The organism is Pseudoalteromonas sp. 2CM39R (assembly GCF_023161845.1).
In genome coordinates this window covers 393,898-414,475 of sequence record NZ_JALNTM010000004.1, presented here as the reverse complement: position 1 = coordinate 414,475, position 20,578 = coordinate 393,898, and the positions used below count along the sequence as shown (strand labels likewise).

At 38.3% G+C, this 20,578-nt stretch carries 17 protein-coding genes; 16 read left to right on the top strand and 1 reads right to left on the bottom strand.

From position 1 onward, the window contains the following. Nucleotides 1-51 precede the first annotated feature (51 nt). The 13 genes from MTF66_RS12225 (at nucleotide 52) to MTF66_RS12165 (ending at nucleotide 15,459) form a co-directional block, all read left to right on the top strand. Nucleotides 52-1,386: a phenylacetate--CoA ligase family protein gene (locus MTF66_RS12225; protein ID WP_055011805.1), complete on the top strand. Its 1,335-nt coding sequence runs from the start codon at nucleotides 52-54 to the stop codon at nucleotides 1,384-1,386. A 1-nt stretch (nucleotide 1,387) separates the two neighbouring features. After that, a complete protein-coding gene (locus MTF66_RS12220; protein ID WP_055011806.1) occupies nucleotides 1,388-2,464 on the top strand; it encodes a glycosyltransferase family 4 protein in 1,077 nt (358 codons plus the stop codon). A 2-nt stretch (nucleotides 2,465-2,466) separates the two neighbouring features. Further along, a complete protein-coding gene (locus tag MTF66_RS12215) occupies nucleotides 2,467-3,660 on the top strand; it encodes a hypothetical protein (protein ID WP_055011807.1) in 1,194 nt (397 codons plus the stop codon). A gap of 15 nt (nucleotides 3,661-3,675) precedes the next feature. After that, complete coding sequence (locus MTF66_RS12210) at nucleotides 3,676-4,404, top strand: WecB/TagA/CpsF family glycosyltransferase (RefSeq protein ID WP_054200728.1); 729 nt, start codon at nucleotides 3,676-3,678, stop codon at nucleotides 4,402-4,404. Nucleotides 4,405-4,406: 2 nt separating this feature from the next. Further along, nucleotides 4,407-5,399 (top strand): acyltransferase family protein, encoded by a 993-nt coding sequence (locus MTF66_RS12205; RefSeq protein WP_055011808.1) that lies wholly within the window; start codon nucleotides 4,407-4,409, stop codon nucleotides 5,397-5,399. A 366-nt stretch (nucleotides 5,400-5,765) separates the two neighbouring features. Beyond that, entirely contained in the window at nucleotides 5,766-7,964 is a 2,199-nt protein-coding gene (locus MTF66_RS12200; protein ID WP_055011809.1) for a choice-of-anchor A family protein, read from the top strand. 110 nt (nucleotides 7,965-8,074) lie between these two features. Next, nucleotides 8,075-8,473, top strand: a complete 399-nt coding sequence (locus MTF66_RS12195; RefSeq protein ID WP_055011913.1) for a hypothetical protein — start codon at nucleotides 8,075-8,077, stop codon at nucleotides 8,471-8,473. 188 nt (nucleotides 8,474-8,661) lie between these two features. After that, nucleotides 8,662-10,065, top strand: coding sequence for an undecaprenyl-phosphate glucose phosphotransferase (locus MTF66_RS12190; RefSeq protein ID WP_055011810.1), 1,404 nt, complete (start codon nucleotides 8,662-8,664; stop codon nucleotides 10,063-10,065). Further along, a complete protein-coding gene (locus MTF66_RS12185) occupies nucleotides 10,049-11,263 on the top strand; it encodes an outer membrane beta-barrel protein (protein ID WP_055011811.1) in 1,215 nt (404 codons plus the stop codon). The genes MTF66_RS12190 and MTF66_RS12185 overlap by 17 nt, the downstream gene beginning before the upstream one ends. Next, entirely contained in the window at nucleotides 11,260-11,781 is a 522-nt protein-coding gene (locus MTF66_RS12180; protein WP_055011812.1) for a polysaccharide biosynthesis/export family protein, read from the top strand. The genes MTF66_RS12185 and MTF66_RS12180 overlap by 4 nt, the downstream gene beginning before the upstream one ends. Before the next feature lie 24 nt (nucleotides 11,782-11,805). After that, nucleotides 11,806-14,013, top strand: a complete 2,208-nt coding sequence (locus tag MTF66_RS12175; protein ID WP_138620948.1) for a polysaccharide biosynthesis tyrosine autokinase — start codon at nucleotides 11,806-11,808, stop codon at nucleotides 14,011-14,013. 11 nt (nucleotides 14,014-14,024) lie between these two features. Beyond that, nucleotides 14,025-14,753, top strand: coding sequence for a tyrosine-protein phosphatase (locus MTF66_RS12170; RefSeq protein ID WP_138620950.1), 729 nt, complete (start codon nucleotides 14,025-14,027; stop codon nucleotides 14,751-14,753). Continuing rightward, complete coding sequence (locus MTF66_RS12165) at nucleotides 14,746-15,459, top strand: VpsP family polysaccharide biosynthesis protein (protein ID WP_138620952.1); 714 nt, start codon at nucleotides 14,746-14,748, stop codon at nucleotides 15,457-15,459. The genes MTF66_RS12170 and MTF66_RS12165 overlap by 8 nt, the downstream gene beginning before the upstream one ends. 542 nt (nucleotides 15,460-16,001) lie before the next feature. Here the strand turns inward: MTF66_RS12165 and rsmF are convergent. After that, entirely contained in the window at nucleotides 16,002-17,441 is a 1,440-nt protein-coding gene (rsmF, locus tag MTF66_RS12160; protein ID WP_138621161.1) for a 16S rRNA (cytosine(1407)-C(5))-methyltransferase RsmF, read from the bottom strand. Between the two features lie 264 nt (nucleotides 17,442-17,705). On the opposite strand from rsmF, the gene MTF66_RS12155 reads away from it, so the two are divergent. From MTF66_RS12155 to prpC, 3 genes are all read left to right on the top strand, one after another. Continuing rightward, complete coding sequence (locus MTF66_RS12155; protein ID WP_010389679.1) at nucleotides 17,706-18,419, top strand: GntR family transcriptional regulator; 714 nt, start codon at nucleotides 17,706-17,708, stop codon at nucleotides 18,417-18,419. A gap of 70 nt (nucleotides 18,420-18,489) precedes the next feature. After that, on the top strand, nucleotides 18,490-19,368 hold the full coding sequence (gene prpB, locus MTF66_RS12150) for a methylisocitrate lyase (RefSeq protein ID WP_008109898.1): 879 nt from the start codon (nucleotides 18,490-18,492) through the stop codon (nucleotides 19,366-19,368). A gap of 25 nt (nucleotides 19,369-19,393) precedes the next feature. Further along, on the top strand, nucleotides 19,394-20,518 hold the full coding sequence (prpC, locus tag MTF66_RS12145) for a 2-methylcitrate synthase (protein ID WP_138620954.1): 1,125 nt from the start codon (nucleotides 19,394-19,396) through the stop codon (nucleotides 20,516-20,518). Nucleotides 20,519-20,578: the final 60 nt, after the last annotated feature.

Here is a 20,578-nt window from a genome sequence, read left to right as displayed (position 1 = left end):
GTATTTTGCGATCTCTAGCAATTAAACCTGATATTTAAAGGAATAGTATTGATGTTTACGAGTAAGGTATACATAAAAAGCCCTATTTTCATTCAAAACATTTTATTAAGTAGTCGTGCATTTATACGTAAAAAACTTAGGGAAAATAATGATTGCGAAAAGCTTACTCAAAAGTTACAAGCTCATGAATTTAACAGTGAATTGCTGAAACAGTATAGTGATGGAATGCTCAGCGATGTAGTTACAAATGCAAATGAGGCTGTTGATTACTACATAGGGACTGGAACAGATATAGAAAAGTACCCATATATCGATAAATCTACAATTAATAGCCATAAATATGAGTTTGTGTCACCTCAAAAAAGAGGCGCTGTAATTAATGGCGCAACGAGTGGCACAACAGGTGCTCCACTAGTTATCCCGCAGAATATGCAATCAATAATTACTGAACAAGCTTTCGTTAGCAGAGGCTTAGCATGGGCTGGATTTAAAGAGGGTGATAAGCGAGCATGGCTCAGGGGCGATATTATTGTACCACTCGAACAAAAAAAAGCGCCATTTTGGCGTTACTCCTATTTTGAAAATATGATTATGCTTTCATCCTTTCATATGGCACCTGCTAACTTGCAGTCATACATAAATACAATGGTTAATTTTGGTGTGCAAGTTATTCAAGCCTACCCCTCTTCTATAACCACGTTAGCTAAATACTTAGAAGTGAGTAATCAATATTACCCAGGAGACTTAAAGTCGATTGTTACCTCATCAGAGTCTTTATCAAAAGAAGACAAACATCTAATTGAAACACGCTTTAAATGTACTGTTTTTGATTGGTATGGATTATTTGAGCGTGTAGCTGCTATTGCCAGTTGTGAGCATGGGCGATATCACATTTTAACAGACTACGCTCATGTAGAATTATTGCCTGCCGGAAAAACTGAATCAGGTCAGCAACGTGCTGAAATTGTAGGTACTAATTTTAATAATTCACTTTACCCATTAATACGTTATAAAACTGGTGATCATGTTGTATTGTCTGATGAGCCAAATTGCCCCTGTGGTCGTGTTTTTCCAATTGTTGATTCTATAGAGGGGAGAATTGGAGATTATCTCTTAGGTGAGGATCGGCAAAAAGTGTATATATTAAATCATATACCAAAAGGTGTTGAAGGGTTATTGGGTTCACAGTTTGTTCAGAAAAAAGATCTGAGCATTGATGTTTTGGTTGTAGTTGATGGGGCGTTATTTAATAAGACTCAAGAAGATAAATTAATTTCGAATACAAAAGAAAGATTAGGTGTGTCCATTAAAGTGAATGTAAAAAAAGTTGATGCAATTCCAAGGACTAAAAACGGTAAAGTAAAGCAGGCTATAAGAGAGTTTTAACGTGAAAAAATTAATAAATCTAACAATAGCCACAGATAAAAACGGACAAGGTGGTATTGCAACAGTTTTAAATGTTTACGAAAGCGAAGGTTTTTTTTATGACACAAATTCAGAGCTTTTAGTAAGCCATTCAACCAATACTAGGTTTGGCATGGCAGGCCAACTATTCAATTATTTACTTTGTATTATCAAGTTAGTTTCTAAATTAATAATATATGACGTTGGCGTAGTGCATATTCATATGGCTTCTAGAGGGAGTTATGCAAGAAAGTCATTGCTAATAAAGCTGATTAAATATTTTAATACAAAAATTATTTTGCATTTACATGGAGCTGAATTTAGAGAGTTTTATAATAATGAATGCTGTGAATCTAAAAAAGCACAAATAAGAACAACCTTTAACTCTGTAGATAAGGTTATTGTCTTATCTACTCAGTGGCTGGATTGGCTTGATACTATATTAGACGATCGTAAAAAAGGAGTTGTAGTTTATAATGCCGTTCCTAAATTAGAGATAGAAAAAGAGAAAACTAATAACTTTAATTTTGTATTTTTAGGGCGGTTGGGTGAACGTAAAGGTGTATCCGATTTAATAAATGCTTTCAATGGTGTTGTTAAAGAGTATCCATACGCTAGATTGTTGCTTGGTGGTGACGGCGAGATTAAAAAATATCAGAAAATGGTTAATGAGCTAGGTCTAGATGAATGCGTTGAGTTACTTGGTTGGGTTGCTGGCGATAAAAAAATTAATATTTTAAAGCAAGCTGATGCATACGTGTTACCAAGCTATAACGAAGGCTTCCCAATGGGAGTGTTAGAAGCAATGTCATGTAACATACCTGTTATTGCTTCTACTGCAGGTGGAATTCCAGATGCCATTACAAATAATATTGATGGCTTACTGATTAAACCTGGTGATGTTGGATCTCTAAAAATGGCAATGAATAGGTTAATTGAGTTTCCTGTAGAAACAGAAAAAATGAGAGATGTTGCAAAAGAAAAGTTTTTAAATAACTTTAGTCCTAGAGTAATCATTCCAAAGCTTAAATGTATTTATAAAGAGCTGGGAGCAATTTAGTAATGTTAGATAGCAACTATTGCAAAAAACTATTACTTAATAAGGCAAAAAAAGGGAATTATGCTGGGCAAGACCCATTTGATGGGCTCAATAGTAAGCTATTTGAATTAACTCCTCGATTTAAACAAGGCATTGTAGGGCTTGCTTGGATTCAGCTGCATAAACGTTTAGCTATTAACTTGCGACCATTATGTGCTGTGCCCAAAAAGCGTAACCCAAAGGGTATTGGTTTATTTATTTTAGGTTTATTGGAAGACTATAAAGCAACTAATGAGCAAACTTATTTAGATGAAGCGATAAAGCTAGCTGATTGGTTATTGACCCAGCAAAGTGATAAATCTATTTGGCAGCATAGCTGTTGGGGTTACCACTTTGACTGGAATGCTCGTGCTTTTTTTGTACCTAAAGGTAAGCCAAATGTAATTACTACTATTTATGTTGCTCAGGCTTTATATGCATTAAGTGAAATCACCAAAGACAAAAAATACTCAGATCCTGCAATTGATAGTGCACATTTTATTGTAAAAACATTATATAAAGAATGTGATGGTAGGCAGTTTTTTGGTTACATACCGGGTGAAACTGCATTTGTACATAATGCTAGCCTTTGGGGCGCTGCATGGGTTGCAAAAGTTGCCGTGCTGACTAACAACCAACATTACAAACAGCTTGCTTTAAATGCAGCAAGGCAGTCGGTAAGCGAACAGGGACTTGATGGCTCATGGGTATATGGTGCTCGCCATCATCATCAGTTTATTGATGGCTTTCATACCGGTTATAATCTAGAGGCACTTCGCTTACTGAGTGATGAATTACAAACTGATGAGTTTGAATCGGCAATTGCAAAAGGTCTTACTTATTATAAAACACATTTGTTTGAGCAAGATGGCACTGCAAAATATTACAATAATAATCGCTACCCACTCGATATGCACAGTGTTTCGCAAGCTGTTTTTACGTTATTAAAAGTAGGTAAAACGCCAGATGACTTTATACTGGCTGAAAAAGTAATTAACCGTGCTATTCAAACCTTATATATGCCTAAAAAGCAGCGTTTTATTTATCAAAAAAATAAGTATTTTACCAATAAGGTAGACTATGTCCGTTGGACACAAGCATGGGTATATTATTCGTTTGCTTATTTTAATAGACAAAAATTGAACAGCGCTAAAAATGCAGTTATTGAACAACTTTAAAAAACGGACTCAACAATGAAACGTATTGAATTTTTAAAAGCACCCATGGATATTGCCACTATGCAAGAGACGGTGTCTTTTATTGAAAGTAGAATTGAGCAAAAGCAGTTTTTACAGCATGTTGTGGTTAATGTAGCCAAAATAGTAAATATGCAAAAAGACCCTGTTTTAGCTGAGTCGGTTAAAGCGTGTGAGGTAATTAATATTGATGGTATGGGTGTAGTGTTCGGTGCGCGTTTTTTAGGGCACGATGTGCCAGAGCGTGTAGCGGGAGTTGACTTATTTCATGAATTATTAGCTATGAGTGCCAAGCGAGACTTTCCTGTGTTTTTATTGGGTGCCACCGAAGAAGTAGTGAGCAAAACAGCCGAAGTCGTTAAAGCACAAAACCCAAATTTAAACATAGCAGGTTATAACGATGGCTACTTTTGGGATGATGAAGAAGCCGTGGTCACTAAAATACGTGAATCGGGCGCTAAGTTATTATTTGTTGCGATTACCTCGCCTAAAAAAGAAAACTTCATTAATAAATGGCAAGACAAGCTTGGTGTTGACTTTGTAATGGGGGTTGGTGGTACGTTCGATGTTGTAGCAGGTAAAGTAAAGCGAGCACCACAGTGGATGCAAAAGGCCGGTTTAGAGTGGCTATATAGGGTAATTCAAGAGCCAGGCAGAATGTGGAAGCGCTACTTAGTTACAAATTCAAAGTTTGCGTATCTTTTGATAAAAGATAAGTTTTTTTAATTATGACGCGTATAAATTATATTGATAACATGAAGGCAATAGGAATTATACTAGTTGTACTTGGTCATGCAGCTTGGTTGAATGAAGATGTATATACTTTAATATATTCATTTCATATGCCGCTTTTTTTCTTTTTATCTGGTTTTTTAGCATCATCCAAGCGAGAAGTAAAACAGTCATTGATTAAACTATTCCAGCGTTTAATATTACCATTTACTTTCTTTTTTCTTATTTCCTATCTATTTTGGCTACCACTGAACATTCTTGGTGATGGCCAAGCCAGTAAAATGCAGTGGTTTGATCCTCTTAGTCGTTTAGTTACATCCAAGGCTGATAGTTTTCACATTAATGGGGTTCTTTGGTTTTTCCCTTGTTTAATCATTATTTCATTAGCTCAGGTTATATTTTTTTCTGCATTGAAGCCAATATATAGTTTCGTGATCATTTCAGGAATGCTTTTATTAATGCTATTAAGCAACGAGCTAATTTCGGAAAGGTGGTTTTGGTCTATAGATTCTGCTGTTATTGGTATGTTTTTTTATCAACTAGGTGTTCTAGTTAAAAGAGTTAACCTTTTAAGTTATGCAGTATTTAACAATGAGTTTAAAACTTATTTGATTTTGTTATTTACCATTCCAATTTTTTATTATTTAGCGCTATTAAATGGCCGTGTAGATATAAGAGAGTTAAAGTTTGGTGCTTTCCCTCTTTTGTTCCCCCTAATTGCTTGTTTAGGAATATTTATATTATTTTTGATTAGTAAAAAACTCAAACCTAGGCCAATCTTCCAATGGCTGGCAATTTCTTCAATAGTGATATTTCCGCTTCATTTAATTGTTTTTAGGTTTTTACATAAAATCGAAGTTAAGATTATTCCTAATATTTGGTATTTGTTTGATTTGCTTCCTTATCTAAATACTTGTATAGCTATTTGTTGCTTGGTTTTTGTTTTTAGGTTCTTAAAATCTAAGACACCGAGACTTATTGGTTTATAAACTTTAGTCAATCGGGAATTTTGACAACAGTTGTTTTATTCCCATATCTTCACTTATAAAATAGTAAAATCATTTTTCTGGTTGAATCTCCTCACTTTTACTTTCTTGGTTAACATTTATTTTACATTCACTGGTTATTAAATCCTAATCCTTGTTTGTTTATGTAATTTCATACTTTGTAAGTCATTGATTTTAATTTCCAGTCCCTTATTGAGGTTCAAAAGTTGGTACTTTTGTAGTGTTTTTTGTTCCTTTTAATTTTATTTGTGTATATAATGTTCACCAAGCGCTTGATGAATTAACTTTCATTAAACAAATGACTCAAACTTGGTGCCTATAATGCACTTTTCATTTTCGAGGGAAAAAATGACTAACTCATTACTTAAATTTAAAAAGATAAGTGCAGTGATCGCACTTTCTTTAGCCAGCTCTACAACACTGGCTGCAGACTTAGGCGTAGCCAATAATTTTTCAGCATTTGTTTTTGACGATTTTAAATCGCACTTTGGCCGCGCTGATGGTGCAATTGCCGCCGGTGAAATTGATCTTCAAGGTTATAGCGTAGGTTATACTCGCCCTTACAATCGCGATGAATACTATTTAATTAGTGAATCAAGCATAAAATTTAAATACGGCCGCCAATATGTAGGTAGTATGATTGCTGGTGGCGGTACTGACATTCATTGGGGTGTACGCTGGGGTATGGAGTGGGGTTCTAAAATCCTTTCTAACCAAGATGAATCGGCCATGCCTTTTAACTTTGATGAACAAGAAGAGTATTACAAAAGTTTAAGCGCCGAGTTAAACCAGTTAAACCAAACAGGTACAGTTTACCGCAAATGGGGTGGTTTATACCTACAAGGTGACGGAAGGTCTGATAGACAAGTGTTTAATATTGATGGCCGTGATTTTGCCCGTGCTCATACCTTTAAAGTATGGGGTATACCAAGCGATGCAACTGTAATTTTTAATATCACAGGTGGTGCTGATTTACATGTGCGCGGAAAAGGTTTTTGGCATTTACGCCGCCACGCAAGTAAAACCGTATTTAACTTCCCTGATACGCAAAACCTTAATATTAAAGGTAACCGTTGGGAGGGTGTAATTCTTGCCCCTTACGCTGATATTAAAGGCGCTTACGGTACGGCTAAAATGCCAATTATTGGCCAAAGTTTTAAAGGCTCTATGGCATTGCTAGGTGGTGAATTCAATGGTGATTTACCATCAGTTGCTGAGCCTATCGCTCCATTTGCAATGCAGCAAAAATGGCAGTGGAACTCAAGTGAGTTTATGCCTGAGCATGTTCAAGTAATTACTACCCCGATTGTTGCTCAACTTAACGATGATAACGGCGATGGCATTATTGATAACAACGATGTGGCTGATGTAGTCGTTGTTGCATATGACAAAAGTACAAATGCACCTGGAGTAGTGCGTGCACTAAGCGGTATCGATGGCTCAGAGATTTGGACTTACGAGAATGGTGCTGTTTTTAGCGATTCACGTAATTCAATTGCTGCTGCAGATTTAGATGGTGACGGTGTTGTTGAAATTGTTTTAAACGACTATACATCACCAGTGGTTCAAGTTGTTAACAACTTAGGGCAAGTGAAAAAAGAGCTTACAAAATCGGGCAAACCTTTAGGCGCTGTTACATTAAGCGATATTAATAACGATGGCGTAGTAGAAATTGTAACAGGCAATAATGTATTCAGTTACGAAACTGGCTTGCTCTACACTACTAATTGGTCTGCTGCTTCAACAACTTTTGATGCTGATAACAACGGCACTCAAGAAGTACTCGCGGGTGGTGGCTTGTATGATTCTTATGGTGCACAATTATGGCAATATGGTGAACCAGGAGCTATGTGGTTTAGCTCAATAGTTAATTTAGATAACGATTTTTCACCTGAAATTGTAATTAGTAATCCAAGTAACAAGCTTGAAGATAGTGTATTTGCTGTACTTGAGCATAATGGAAATGTTAAGTGGCAAGTAACTAATCCTGATAACTTAGGCGGTGGTGTACAAGCGGTATCTACATTCTTAGGAACAAAAGATTTAGGTATTGTTTACGCAGGTTACACAGCAGTTGATATGTATAACGCAAGCGGTGATTTAGTATGGACTGTTGCCAATGATGATGAATGGAGTGGTAAAATTGGCGTGAGTGCTTATGACTTTAATGGTGATGGTATTGATGAAGTAATTGTACAAGATCACTACAAAGTAAGAGTGTTAAATGGTGTTAATGGTGAAGTATTATCGACAGTTGCTAACTCATCAGGAACGCTTTGGGAATACCCAATTGTGGTTGACCTAGAGGGCGACGATAATGCAGAGCTTGTTGTTGTATCAAATAATACTGATTCTAGATATAGCATTAACAATGGTGTCACTGTGTATGGTGCTGCTGATAACAGCAAACCTTGGAAAAATGCAACTCGCATTTGGAACCAGCACTCGTACCACCAAACTAACATTAGCCAAGATGGTAAGGTACCAACATATGAACTACCAAGTTGGTTAAATAACAATACTTATCGCTCTAGTACGCTTAAATAAAAAGTACTTTTAGCAAATAAAAAGCCAATTAAGTTTTAATTGGCTTTTTATTATTAAATAGTTGTTTAAAATAATTGGCAATTAATAATCATGTTGCATTTGAGGCTTTTTTGTCGAACTTAAAGCAAGACCCAGCTATTAGAAGTTTACTCGAGCGAATGCCTAAGAACATTCAAACTACGTTTACTGATGAACAATTAGCGCATTTAAAAATAGCCATAGGTGCTAGGCAGTGGGGTAATCATGCTGTTGATTGCAGAGGCGTAGTTAAGTTTTTTAAATACCGTTATTACTATGTTTTTTTAGCGGGGCGAAACAGGCGCGAATTAAGCATAAAAGAGCAAAAAATAGCAAGGTTTACTCAAGCAATAATTTTAAGTTTGGTAGTCACGTTTACTATTTTATTTACCTTGCTGGTTTTATATTTGATTAAGTCAGCATTGGGAATTGATATTTTTGATGGATATTCGTTTGGGGTTTGGAGTTGGTTTAAGGGGTTATTTAATTAAACTTAAATAAAATGTGAGTATTCTTTTTGATACTTAATAACAAGCAAGAGTTTACTAAAAGATTTAAACATGAATTTTAGTACTTTTGTCGGAATCAGTAATTGAACAAAATTGGCTAATACTATATTATCCCCGTGGATTTTGTGAGGTGCTACTCACACTGAATTAGCTATAAGGAATTAAGCAAAATGACATCTCCAAGGACTTTTAAACCTTCAGGTTCCTCTGATGCCAATTTTTACCGATTATTTGATATATTTGCGTTATTTTTAGCTTTTCAGTGCGCAGCCTTACTCTACAGTTTTAAACTCACTCCTATTTATGCTGCCTCTGCATTAACTGTTGCCCTAAGCTATTTATACAGTGCTGAGCTGTTTTCTACCTATCGCTCTTGGCGTGCAGGAAAATTTAGAACAATGGTAATGTGTGCATGGGGTAGTGTGCTTATTGCTTTTGCGTTTTTATTAGTTGTGTCTTTTGTATTTAAGTTTACCGAGTCACTTTCTCGTGTTGGTGTGGTTATTTGGTTTTTACTAAGTGTGGCTTATTTGTACATTTGGCGCTTAGGGGTTTATTGGTATAAACGTAGCCGCCGTAAATTAGGGCTATCGCAACGCAATGTGGCCATTATTGGTGCTACTGAGTCTGCTGCTTATTTACATGCTGAAATAGTTAAACACGATGAGCTTGGGTTTAACTTTAAAGGTTTTTACGACGACAGAAGCCCTGAGCGTTTATTTGAACAACTTGAACAGCAGGGTGTTGAGGGCGGTATACAAAGTGCGGTAGATGCTGCTCGCAATGGCGAAATAGACATACTTTATATTGCGCTGCCTATGAAAGCGCAAAAACGTATAGCCGACATTTTATTGCAGTTGGGCGATACCACAGTAGATGTGCACATAGTGCCAGACTTTTTACTCTCAAATTTAATACATGCTCGCATTGAGCATGTTGGTGATGTAGATACATTAAGTGTGTTTGAAGCACCTTGTATTGGCACTCACGAATTTATAAAGCGGACAGAAGATATAGTTGTTTCGGCTATTATTGTTACCTTAATCACCCCATTATTATTGATTATTGCTGCCGCAATAAAGTTGACATCTAAAGGGCCTATTATTTTTAAGCAAGATCGCTATGGCTTAGATGGGCAAAAAATAAAAGTGTGGAAGTTCCGCTCGATGACGGTGACTGAAAACAGTGACGTGGTGACTCAGGCAACTAAAAATGATGCCAGAATTACTCCGTTAGGTGGCTTTTTACGCCGAACTAGCCTAGACGAACTGCCGCAGTTTATAAATGTTTTAAAAGGTGACATGTCTATTGTTGGTCCAAGGCCCCATGCGGTTGCCCATAATGAAGAGTACCGAAAAAAAGTAGAATTTTACATGTTTAGGCATAAAACCAAACCGGGTATTACCGGTTGGGCACAAATAAACGGCTGGCGCGGCGAAACCGATACACTTGATAAAATGGCCAAGCGAGTTGAATACGACTTACATTACATTAAACATTGGTCTTTATGGTTTGATGTAAAAATAATTTTTATGACAATTTTTAAGGGATTTAAAAGTGAAAATGCGTACTAATACAATTACCACTTTACTCGTTGCGTTAGGCTTATCAGCACCTGCATTAGCAGTAGAATTACAACCAGGCAGTGTAATGACTAAAGACGGCGCTGAGATTACACCTACGCTACAACTAGGTGTGAGCAGCAACGACAACTTTTTTATGACGCCGTCTGCCACTCAGTCACGTTTAATATGGAATATAGCGCCGAGTTTAAATGCATTGATTGAAGACGGCCCAGACAGTTATAAATTTGATATTGCATCAAGCACGTCGTTTCATAATAAAGACACTACCGATAACTTTACCCAAGTTAATGTGGGTGCCGGCGTACATAAAGAGTTTACTAGCCAACACCGATTAGATGTTACTGGCGATGCCGACTGGTTGTACGAGCAACGTGGTGGCGGATTAACTGAAGGTCAGGGCAGCGCACTAGATGAGCTTGTAAATTATCAGCAACAAAACCTAACTGCCCGTTATGAATATGGCGCAGAAAGTTCTAAAGCTCAGGTTGCTTTAACGGCAGGTTATTATAACAAAAATTACCAAAATTTTACGGCCATATCGCAGTACCGTGATTACGATAAACCGATGTTGGGTATTACAGGTTATTATAACACCCAAGCAGGTACGCGTGCCTTTTTAGAAATAAAGCAAGAAAACTACCAATACGATGTAATTGATTCAAACGGTATTACCCGCGATTCAGACGACGTAAAAGTATTATTAGGTATGGAGTGGGAAGCTACAGCCGTTACTACTGGCTCGTTTAAAGTGGGTTACCAAAATAAAGATTTTGAATCAAACTTGCGCGATAACTTTAGTGGTTTAAGTTGGGAAGCTGCTGCAGTTTGGAAACCTCTTACTTATTCATCACTACAGTTGGTTACTAGCCGTGCCGCTAAAGACCCATTACTAGAAGGCGACTACATTCGCGAAAGTGTTTATGGTGCAACTTGGCAGCATGATTGGAGCGAGTATTTAAGCTCTGTAGTAAGTGCTAATTATGTTGACCAACAATATTCAGGTAACTTAAACCGTAAAGATAAAGTTAAAAATGCGCGCCTTGGTTTAAATTACTTAGCCAGTAACTTTGGTATGGTAACCGGTTATGTTGATTTTATTGACCGCAATTCTACCCAAACTAATATTGAATTTGACCGCGTAATTGTTGGCCTTAACTTTACATTTGCATTAAAGGGAAATGAATGAAGGTTAAAATTTTAACGGGCTTAATTTTATTGCTGAGCTTTGGTAGTTTTGCGAACGATTCGCAAAACTACATTTTAGGTGCGGGTGACAAAATAGAAATTAAAGTATTTGGCCAACCAGACTTAGATGTAACCTCACTGCTTGGTAATAGCGGTGAGATTAACTACCCATTTTTAGGTAAGGTTAAACTTGTGGGTTTAAGTGTTTCGCAAGTTGAGCAAACAATAAGCGAAGGCCTGCAGCCGGACTATTTAGTTAACCCTAATGTGTATGCGCAAGTTATAGAGTATCGACCTTTTTATATTCATGGTGAAGTTAAAGAGCCAGGCGCTTACCCTTATCAACCTGCTATGACGGTAAATCAAGCAATAGCATTGGCCGGTGGATTAACTGAACGCGCCTCGGTTGATAAAATATTTATTTTTAAAGAGCAAACCAAACAGCAGCAACAAAAAGGTAGTTTAAACAGCCAAATTGCAGCGGGTGACACCATAAAAATAGAACAGCGCTTGTTTTAAGCAGTTTAAGGCAGTAATAATAAAATGAATACACTATCTGAAAAGCCTAGCAACAACGAGGAAGTTATTGATTTAGGTGCTTATCTTAATGTTATTAAGCAAAGTAAATGGAAGATTTTAGGTTTTGCTATTGTAGTTACATTACTAACTATAATGGTTGCGTTAACTTTAGTGCCTAAATATGTAGCTACAGCCACTTTATTAATTGAGTCGGAGCAAACCAAGGCGGTGAGTTTTGACGAAATATACGGCTTAGATTCTACTAAAAAAGAATATTACTTAACTCAATTTGAAGTGATTAAGTCAAACAGTATTGCTCGTGAGGTTATTACTAAACTCAACTTAAAAGAGCATACCGACTTTATTGCTAAACCTTCACTTACAGGTGAGTTAAAAGGCATGGTTAAGCAGCTGTTACCTTTTTTAAATAAAAAAGAAAGCTCAGCTCTTAGCGAAGAAGAGCAAGCAGAGCGAGAAATGTTAGGTTTGCTTGCTGTATTCAAATCGCGTCTGCGTGTCTCTCCTATAATGAAAACGCAATTAGTGCGTGTAAGTTTTGAGTCTAGTGACCCTAAGTTAGCTGCTTTGGTGGCAAATACGGTGGGTGAAGTTTACATTGAAAGCCAAATGCGCGCTAAAATGGGTATTACCCAGCAGGCATCTAGCTGGTTAAACACGCGTTTATCTGAATTGCGTATACAACTAGATAGCTCTGAAGTGCGCTTACAAGCTTACCGAGAAGAACAAAAGCTGGTTGATATTGAGGGCATAGCAGGGCTAGTAACTCAAGAGCTAGAGCAAACCTCAAAACAGCTAGTAGATGCTCGTGCGACTAAAAATAACCTTGAAAGCATTAACCGTGTTATTAACGAATATGGTAACGATAACATAGAGTTACTTGGAAGCATGCCTGAAATTACCTCGCATCGTGTTGTACAAGATGTTAAACGCGAAGTTGTTTTGGTTGAGCGTAAGGTAAGTGAGCTTAGTGAGGTTTATGGACCAAAACACCCTAAAATGATTTCAGCTAAGGCTGAGCTTGCAACCGTAAAAACCAACCTTAATAAGCAAATTAAAGGGTTAATTACCGGTATAGAAAAAGAGTTAAATAGAACTACGAGAACTGTAAATGCGCTTGAGCGAGATTTAGCTAAAATTCGTGCTGAATATCAAGATATTACCCGCAAAGAAACCCAATATAACCAGCTTAAACGTGAAGTTGAAACAAACCGTAATATTTTTAATACCTTTTTATCTCGTTCTAAAGAAACTGAAGTAACCAGTGACTTTAGCTCAGCTGCTGCGCGCTTTACAGACCGGGCTTATGCACCAAAAGACCCAAGTAAGCCTAATAAAAAGCTGATTGTTATTTTAGCCTTTGTTGCCAGTTTTGGTTTTGCGGTGGTAATGACTTTTGTTTTTGATGCCTTAAACGACACAGTTAAAAATAAAAATGATGTAGAAAATAAACTCGCACAGCGCATGTTAGGATTATTGCCGCATGTTGCAGTTCCTAAAAAGAGCTATTTTCCTATTCATGCTTATTTAGAAGATACTTATCGCCGCTTTGCTGAGTCGGTTCGTACATTCCGCACTAGTTTACTGTTAACTCATCTTGACCGAGCGCATCAGGTTATTGCGGTTACCTCTACCTCCCCAGGGGAAGGTAAAACCACCACCTCTGCTAATTTAGCGATGTCGTTGGCACAAATGGGCAAAGTACTACTAATTGATGCCGATTTACGTAAACCAACGTTAGCTAAACGTTTTGATATACCGGTATTTCACCCAGGTTTAAGTAATTTAATGATTGGTACTGAGCAATTAGCTGAGTGTGTTCATGTTGACACGCAATCGGGTGTAACAATTATGCCAAGTGGGCAAATACCATCTAATCCACTTGAGTTGTTGTCAAGCCCACGCTTTGAACAATTGCTTAGTGAGTTAAAAGCGCAGTACGATCATATTATTGTTGATACACCGCCTACGCAAGCAGTAAGTGATGCATTGGTAATTGCACAAAGTGTTGATTCGGTTGTTTATGTTGTTAAATCAGACATTACCCGTATTAAACCAATTACAGCGGGCCTTGAGCGCTTATTTGAAGTAAAAGCTCACGTTGCTGGTGTGGTACTAAACAAGGTAGATATGAGTAAATCTAAAGATGAGCATAGCCATGGTTACTATGATTATTACGATTACTCACAGCAACCTGAAAAGCCACAAGTGTAATTAAGTAATTTATGATTGATATTCATACGCATATTTTGCCGGGTATTGATGATGGCGCTAAAGATTTAACAGAATCTTTAGCGCTTTTAAAATTAGCCGAAAGCGATGGCATTACTCATATGGTGGCAACGCCACATATATATGTGGGCCGCTTTAACAATGTGACTGCTCAAATACAAAACGATTTAGAAAGTTTAAAGCTAGAGTCACTTAAAGAAGGTATTAATGTAAAGTTGGCTGCCGCTGCTGAAGTACGTTTGGACATAGAGCTTATGGCAATGGTGATGGCTAATAAACTGCCTTTTATTGGTAAAATAGCAGACAAAAACGTGTTGCTATTAGAGTTACCGCATTCACACATGCCGCAAGGTTACGATAAGTTTATTCAGTGGCTCGCTAAACAAAATATACGCGTTATTATTCCGCATCCTGAGCGTAACCGCGATATTCAGTCAAACCTTTATTATATTGAACACTTAAAGCAGTTAGGCTGTGATTTTCAGCTAACGGCATCGAGCATTGAGGGTGAGTGGGGCGAAAGCGCACAAACTATAGCGTTACAAATGCTTCAAGATGGTTTAGTGAATTATGTTGCCTCTGACGCTCATTCAGTAAAGCGCCGACCGCCTATTTTAAGTCAAGCTAGGAAAACAGTAGCGCAGTTATTAGGTGAGGAGCGGGCTACAGCGCTTTTTGTAACTAACCCGCTGCAGCTAACCGAGTACTTATTTAATGACTAAATTAAACATGGTCAAGGTAGTGCCTGCTGTTATTTTAGCCCTAATAGTGCTTGTAATTGCTTATACTAGTATGCAAAGTATGCGAGCAAATGCGTGGTACTTTAATGCACTTAATATTGTGCAAGAGTCGGATGGTGCTTTGTCTGGCTCATCGCTTCAAGCGGCAGAAAATGCGATTACATTGGCTACGAATATGGATCCTGACCATCCTCATTATTGGCACTTTTTAGCCCATATAAAAATGCTAGGTTTAGCCGGTATTGATACCACATCAAGTGAGCAATCAGATAAAGTAAAGCAAACATACCAACAAGCTGAGCAAGCGCTGTTAAAGTCGGTTGAGTTAAGGCAAACCTGGGCACTAACCTGGATAAGCTTGGCGCAAGTTGTCAGCTATCAAGAGGGGCCTACCGAGCGGGTATATAATTATATTCAGCAAGCTAAAAAAGTTGGCCCATATAAGTTAGATGTTCACTTAGGTATTATTCAAATTGCGTTAATGCACTGGAATAAGCTACCCCCCACCTACAAAGCCCTTTATGTGAATGAGCTAAAGTTAGCCTCTAAATACGGCTATAAGTTTAATAACATTTTTAGTATGGCTGAGCAAATGAATCGCTTGCCAATAGTGTGTTTATCGCTTCAATTTGGTTCTCATTATGAGGCGGTTAGAGGCAGTTGGTTGTTTAATAAATACTGTGGTTAAAATACGCGCTTCGGGTTGCTAGCTTCGAGTAATCGGCGTCGAGCAACGGGCCTTGAACCTCGCACCTCCTTAATTTGGAACTTTAACCTTTTTTTGAACCACAGAGAATACCGAGGCGCTTCGCACTATACGGAGAAAAAGCTTCAATTTTGGAAATCTAATAACTAACAACAGTTCTTTAATCTTTGTCTTTAATTACTTTCTCTGTGTGCTCATACCCTCTTTGGTAAATAAATCACTAAGTTCTTATTGTAATATAGGGCTGGTTGAGTGATTAAGCTCGTAACCCGATCCCCGAAGCCCGTTAACTTTTGTCTAGACAAAAAAAGACCCAGAGCTATAAGGAACTCTGGGTTATAGAGGGGCTCACATGTGAGCCCTGCGCTAACTAAAGACACTTTCAGATTCTTAGGGAGAAGAAGAAAGTTATTTAAGTATAGTCAAAAGCTTCAAAAATACACATTTTTGTTCGTTTTTTATACTGCAATAATTACAGTGGGTTACATTTGTTATGCACACCTTTGTTACATTTAAGTTAGGGTTTACTCCCAGTTTATTAACTGCGTATTTTGCACCAAATCTCTAGGTAGTGAGTTTTTAACCTTATTTTTTTGCCACTTTCCTAAACCAATAGGGCAACCACATAAGGTCAGGATCACTTCGCCAGTTGCCTTAACAACCTCATCCAAACGAATGTCTTTGCCATTAAAGTAATCACTGGCCTGTTGATTGGTTAGTTCCAGTACATTGCATTTACATTGTTTACCAAATACGGTGGCAAATTCATGGGCGAGGCGCACGCCGTTTTTATGAATAACGCCTACCTGAATACCTAATCGAGCATATTTAATTTTGTTTTGTATTGCTTCAAACTCATCTGGGAACAGCCAAAGCTCTTTGTCACGCTGCATTAATGTGCCTGGTAGACTCGTTAAACCAAATTGCTTTTTGAGGGAGCTCATAAACGCACTTTGCTGTTTACTATCAAAGTCACTAAAAGGGAATGCGCCTTTTTTAACTTTTAGATTTTGGTTTTCGCAGCTGCTGTGTTTTTTAAATTTAGCAATAAAAAAGCCTTCGCTGTCGAAGGTTTGCGGCCAAACATGTAAGTAACCCTCGTCTGTAGTGGCTTTTTCTGCGCCAGGGAAAAGATCATGTAAAGGCTCTGGCTTAATGTACTCACCAAATTCTTCTAGCAATGCATCACACACTTGCTGGTTTTCGAGAGGGGTTAATGTACAGGTTGAATACACCAATGTACCGCCAGGTTTAAGTGCGTAAAATGCACTTTTAATCAGATCTTTTTGTACTTGGGCAATAGTAACATTTGATTCGATAGACCAATTTTTTAATGCATCGCTGTCTTTACGAACTGTGCCTTCACCTGAACAGGGCGCATCAAGCAATATACTATCAAAGCATTCAAACATGTAATTACCAAATACCACGCCATCAAAATGCGATAACGCACAATTACCAACCCCCATTCGCTTTAGCGTGGCACTGAGTACTTTTAAGCGCGATGACGACAGCTCATTTGCAACCAAAACACCTTGATTGTTCATTAGTGCAGCTAGTTGTGAGGTTTTAGAACCTGGCGCAGAGGCCATATCGAGTACTGTGTTACTAGTTTGCAGGCTGTGCTTTAGTGCCATTGGCGGCAACATTGAGCTTGCCTCTTGTACGTACATTGCGCCACTTAAATGTAAATCGGTATTGCCCAGCGCTAAATTTTGCTCTTCATCATTTGGGCGCTCTAGCCAAAAACCTTCATCGCACCATGGAATAGTAGTGAGTTGCCAATTTTTTTGAGCCGCATGGCGTTTAAATTCTTCAACACTCATTTTTAATGTATTAACGCGAACAGACTTACGTAAAGGTCGACGACAGGCACTTAAAAAATCATCTAACGTAAGGTGGTCAGGCAGATAAGTTTTTACGTCGTCAATAAATTGCTTGGGGATATAAGTGTTAGCGTCCACGATTTGGCTCATACAATAAAATTAAAGGCGGATAATAGCATTTTTAGCGATTATTTTCAGTGTTAAAGTCGAAATAGTAGCACTTTGAAAGTGTCGACACCTTGTTGTTAAAATCGCACTCAATACTAAAGATTATTATACTTTTGGCTAGCGCTGTCGACAATGTGGTGGTTTTTTACTCATCCTTAGCACTTTTAGGGTTGACACTGTTAGCTAATAAGCACATAGTTAACCCATAAATTGTCGACAATATAAAAACACCTTATGACACAGCACTTTTTAAACGACACCGCAGTTACAACCGCTTCCGATAAAGTGTTTGTAGATATGCGTCGCGAGATAGTAGAAGGCAGTATTGCGCAAGGCAGTAAAATATCAGAGCCAGAACTGGCAAAGCGTTATGGTGTAAGCCGTGCAACGCTCAGAGAGGCATTAAATCGTTTAGAAAGTTGTTATTTAGTTGAGCGCAAAGCCAATATAGGTTGTCGCGTTGTCGCATTAACCGCAGAGCGTTTAATTGAGGTGTATCAGGTGCGCAGTGCCCTTGAAGGACTTGCATGTAGATTAGCTGCCGACAATATGGCAGCCGATGAAGTACAAAGCTTGAAACAATTACTTAATCAGCATTTGCAAACTCAGCGTGTTAAAGAAGGTGAGTCGTACTATCAAGAAGCAGGCGACTTAGACTTTCATTATCGAATCATCAAAGGCAGTAAAAACGCTCATTTAATACATTTGTTATGCCACGACCTATACCAGTTAATAAGAATGTACCGTGTACAAATGGGTATGGTTGGGCCACGCGTATCGAAAGCGTTTGACGAACATTTAGCCATTATTAACGCCATAGAAAATCATGATGGTGAGCTCGCTGAAATGCTAATGAAGCGCCATATCAGTGCTTCTCAAGCAAATATACAAACAAAATTTGATGGATACCAATCAGTACAAGCCACTCAAAATGAAATGGCAAACTAGTACAGATGTAACATTATTAAAAAATACTAAGCTGCCAAAGAGCAGCCCCGTTCAAAGTTAGGAGAAGGTAATGTCAGCAGGATTAAAGTTTAAACAGGCAATTGCAAATAACCATCCGTTACAAGTTGTGGGTACTATTAACGCGTATACCGCAATGATGGCTGAAAAAATGGGCCATCAGGCTATTTACTTATCGGGTGCAGGTGTGGCTAATGCCTCATTTGGTATGCCAGATTTAGGTATGACTAGCCTTGATAACGTGCTTGAAGATATTCGCCGTATTACCGGCGCTAGCGATTTACCATTATTAGTTGATGCCGATACAGGTTGGGGCGGGGCGTTTAATATTGCCCGTACCGTTAAAGAAATGACTAAAGCGGGTGCTGCAGGTTTTCATATTGAAGACCAAGTAGCGCAAAAGCGTTGTGGCCATCGTCCTAATAAAGAAATAGTTACTCAAGCTGAAATGGTAGATCGTATTAAAGCCGCGGTTGATGCTAAAACCGATAGCGATTTTTACATTATGGCGCGTACTGATGCATTTCAAAAAGAAGGCTTAAATGCAGCAATAGACCGTGCAGCAGCCTGTGTTGAGGCGGGGGCCGATGCCATTTTTGCAGAAGCCGTTCATGACCTTGCTGATTACCAAGCATTTAGCAAAGCGATTAATGTGCCGATTTTAGCCAACATTACTGAGTTTGGCCAAACCCCAATTTATACCAAAGAGCAGTTAAGCGATGTGGGTGTAGAAATGGTGCTTTATCCATTAAGTGCATTTAGAGCTATGAATAAAGCGGCTCTTAATGTGTACTCGGCTATTTTGAATGAAGGCTCACAACAAAGCCAAATTGAAAACATGCAAACGCGTGCAGAGCTTTACGACTTTTTAGATTATCACTCGTACGAAAACACGCTAGATAACCTTTTTTCAGCAAAATCTGACAAATAATAAAAAATTCAACAGGAGACAAATCATGGTAGATAAAGCATTAGGTGGCGCAGGCTTACGTGGCCAAGTAGCAGGACAAACGGCATTATGTACAGTAGGGCAAACAGGCTCAGGTTTAACTTACTGTGGTTACGACATTAGCGAACTGGCTGAAAAAGCGCAGTTTGAAGAAGTGTCGTTTTTACTTTCACGCGGCGAGCTACCAACATCAAGCGAACTGGCAGAGTACAAAGCTAAACTTAAGAGCTTACGTGGTTTACCAGAGGCGCTAAAAACAGTGCTAGAGAACATTCCTAAAGACGCACACCCAATGGATGTAATGCGTACTGGTTGTTCTATGCTAGGTAACCTTGAAATGGAAAATGACTTTAGCGAAGCAAACGATGCGATTGACCGCATGGTGGCAATTTTCCCAAGTATTATTTGTTACTGGTATCGTTTTACTCATGACGGTGTTCGCATTGAAACCCAAACTGATGATGATTCAGTAGGCGCACACTTTTTAACGCTATTACACGATAAAGCGCCAAGTGAATTATTTGCACAAGTGATGAATGTATCACTAATTTTGTACGCAGAGCATGAATTTAATGCTTCTACCTTTACCGGTCGCGTATGTGCATCAACGCTTTCAGATATCCATTCTTGTGTAACTGGTGCAATTGGTACCTTACGTGGTCCACTGCATGGTGGTGCTAATGAAGCGGCAATGGATATGATTGAAGGCTTTAGCAGTGCTGATCAAGCTGAAGACGCGCTAATGGGCATGCTTGAGCGTAAAGATAAAATTATGGGCTTTGGCCACGCTATTTACCGCGAGTCAGATCCACGTAATGTTATTATTAAAAAGTGGTCTGAAAAATTAGCCGCAGAAGTGGGTGATGATGTGCTTTACCCAGTGTCTGTTCGCTGCGAAGAAGTTATGTGGCGTGAGAAGAAGTTATTCTGTAATGCCGATTTCTTCCATGCATCGGCGTACCACTTTATGGGTATTCCTACTAAGTTGTTCACGCCTATCTTCGTAATGAGCCGTGTAACCGGTTGGACAGCTCACGTAAAAGAGCAACGTGCAAATAACCGTATTATTCGCCCAAGTGCCGATTACACAGGGCCAGATGCGCGTAGCTACACGCCAATTGAATCAAGATAAACATATAGTCCATACAAAGGTGAGTTACCAACTCACCTTTTACGGCTTTAGTAAATTATG

Excerpts from the sequence above, each read along its gene's own strand:
- MTF66_RS12225 (WP_055011805.1), top strand. The coding sequence starts at position 52 with ATGTTTACGAGTAAGGTATACATAAAAAGCCCTATTTTCATTCAAAAC.
- MTF66_RS12215 (WP_055011807.1), top strand. The coding sequence starts at position 2,467 with ATGTTAGATAGCAACTATTGCAAAAAACTATTACTTAATAAGGCAAAA.
- MTF66_RS12210 (WP_054200728.1), top strand. The coding sequence starts at position 3,676 with ATGAAACGTATTGAATTTTTAAAAGCACCCATGGATATTGCCACTATG.
- MTF66_RS12205 (WP_055011808.1), top strand. The coding sequence starts at position 4,407 with ATGACGCGTATAAATTATATTGATAACATGAAGGCAATAGGAATTATA.
- MTF66_RS12200 (WP_055011809.1), top strand. The coding sequence starts at position 5,766 with ATGACTAACTCATTACTTAAATTTAAAAAGATAAGTGCAGTGATCGCA.
- MTF66_RS12190 (WP_055011810.1), top strand. The coding sequence starts at position 8,662 with ATGACATCTCCAAGGACTTTTAAACCTTCAGGTTCCTCTGATGCCAAT.
- MTF66_RS12180 (WP_055011812.1), top strand. The coding sequence starts at position 11,260 with ATGAAGGTTAAAATTTTAACGGGCTTAATTTTATTGCTGAGCTTTGGT.
- MTF66_RS12175 (WP_138620948.1), top strand. The coding sequence starts at position 11,806 with ATGAATACACTATCTGAAAAGCCTAGCAACAACGAGGAAGTTATTGAT.
- MTF66_RS12170 (WP_138620950.1), top strand. The coding sequence starts at position 14,025 with ATGATTGATATTCATACGCATATTTTGCCGGGTATTGATGATGGCGCT.
- MTF66_RS12165 (WP_138620952.1), top strand. The coding sequence starts at position 14,746 with ATGACTAAATTAAACATGGTCAAGGTAGTGCCTGCTGTTATTTTAGCC.
- MTF66_RS12155 (WP_010389679.1), top strand. The coding sequence starts at position 17,706 with ATGACACAGCACTTTTTAAACGACACCGCAGTTACAACCGCTTCCGAT.
- prpB (WP_008109898.1), top strand. The coding sequence starts at position 18,490 with ATGTCAGCAGGATTAAAGTTTAAACAGGCAATTGCAAATAACCATCCG.
- prpC (WP_138620954.1), top strand. The coding sequence starts at position 19,394 with ATGGTAGATAAAGCATTAGGTGGCGCAGGCTTACGTGGCCAAGTAGCA.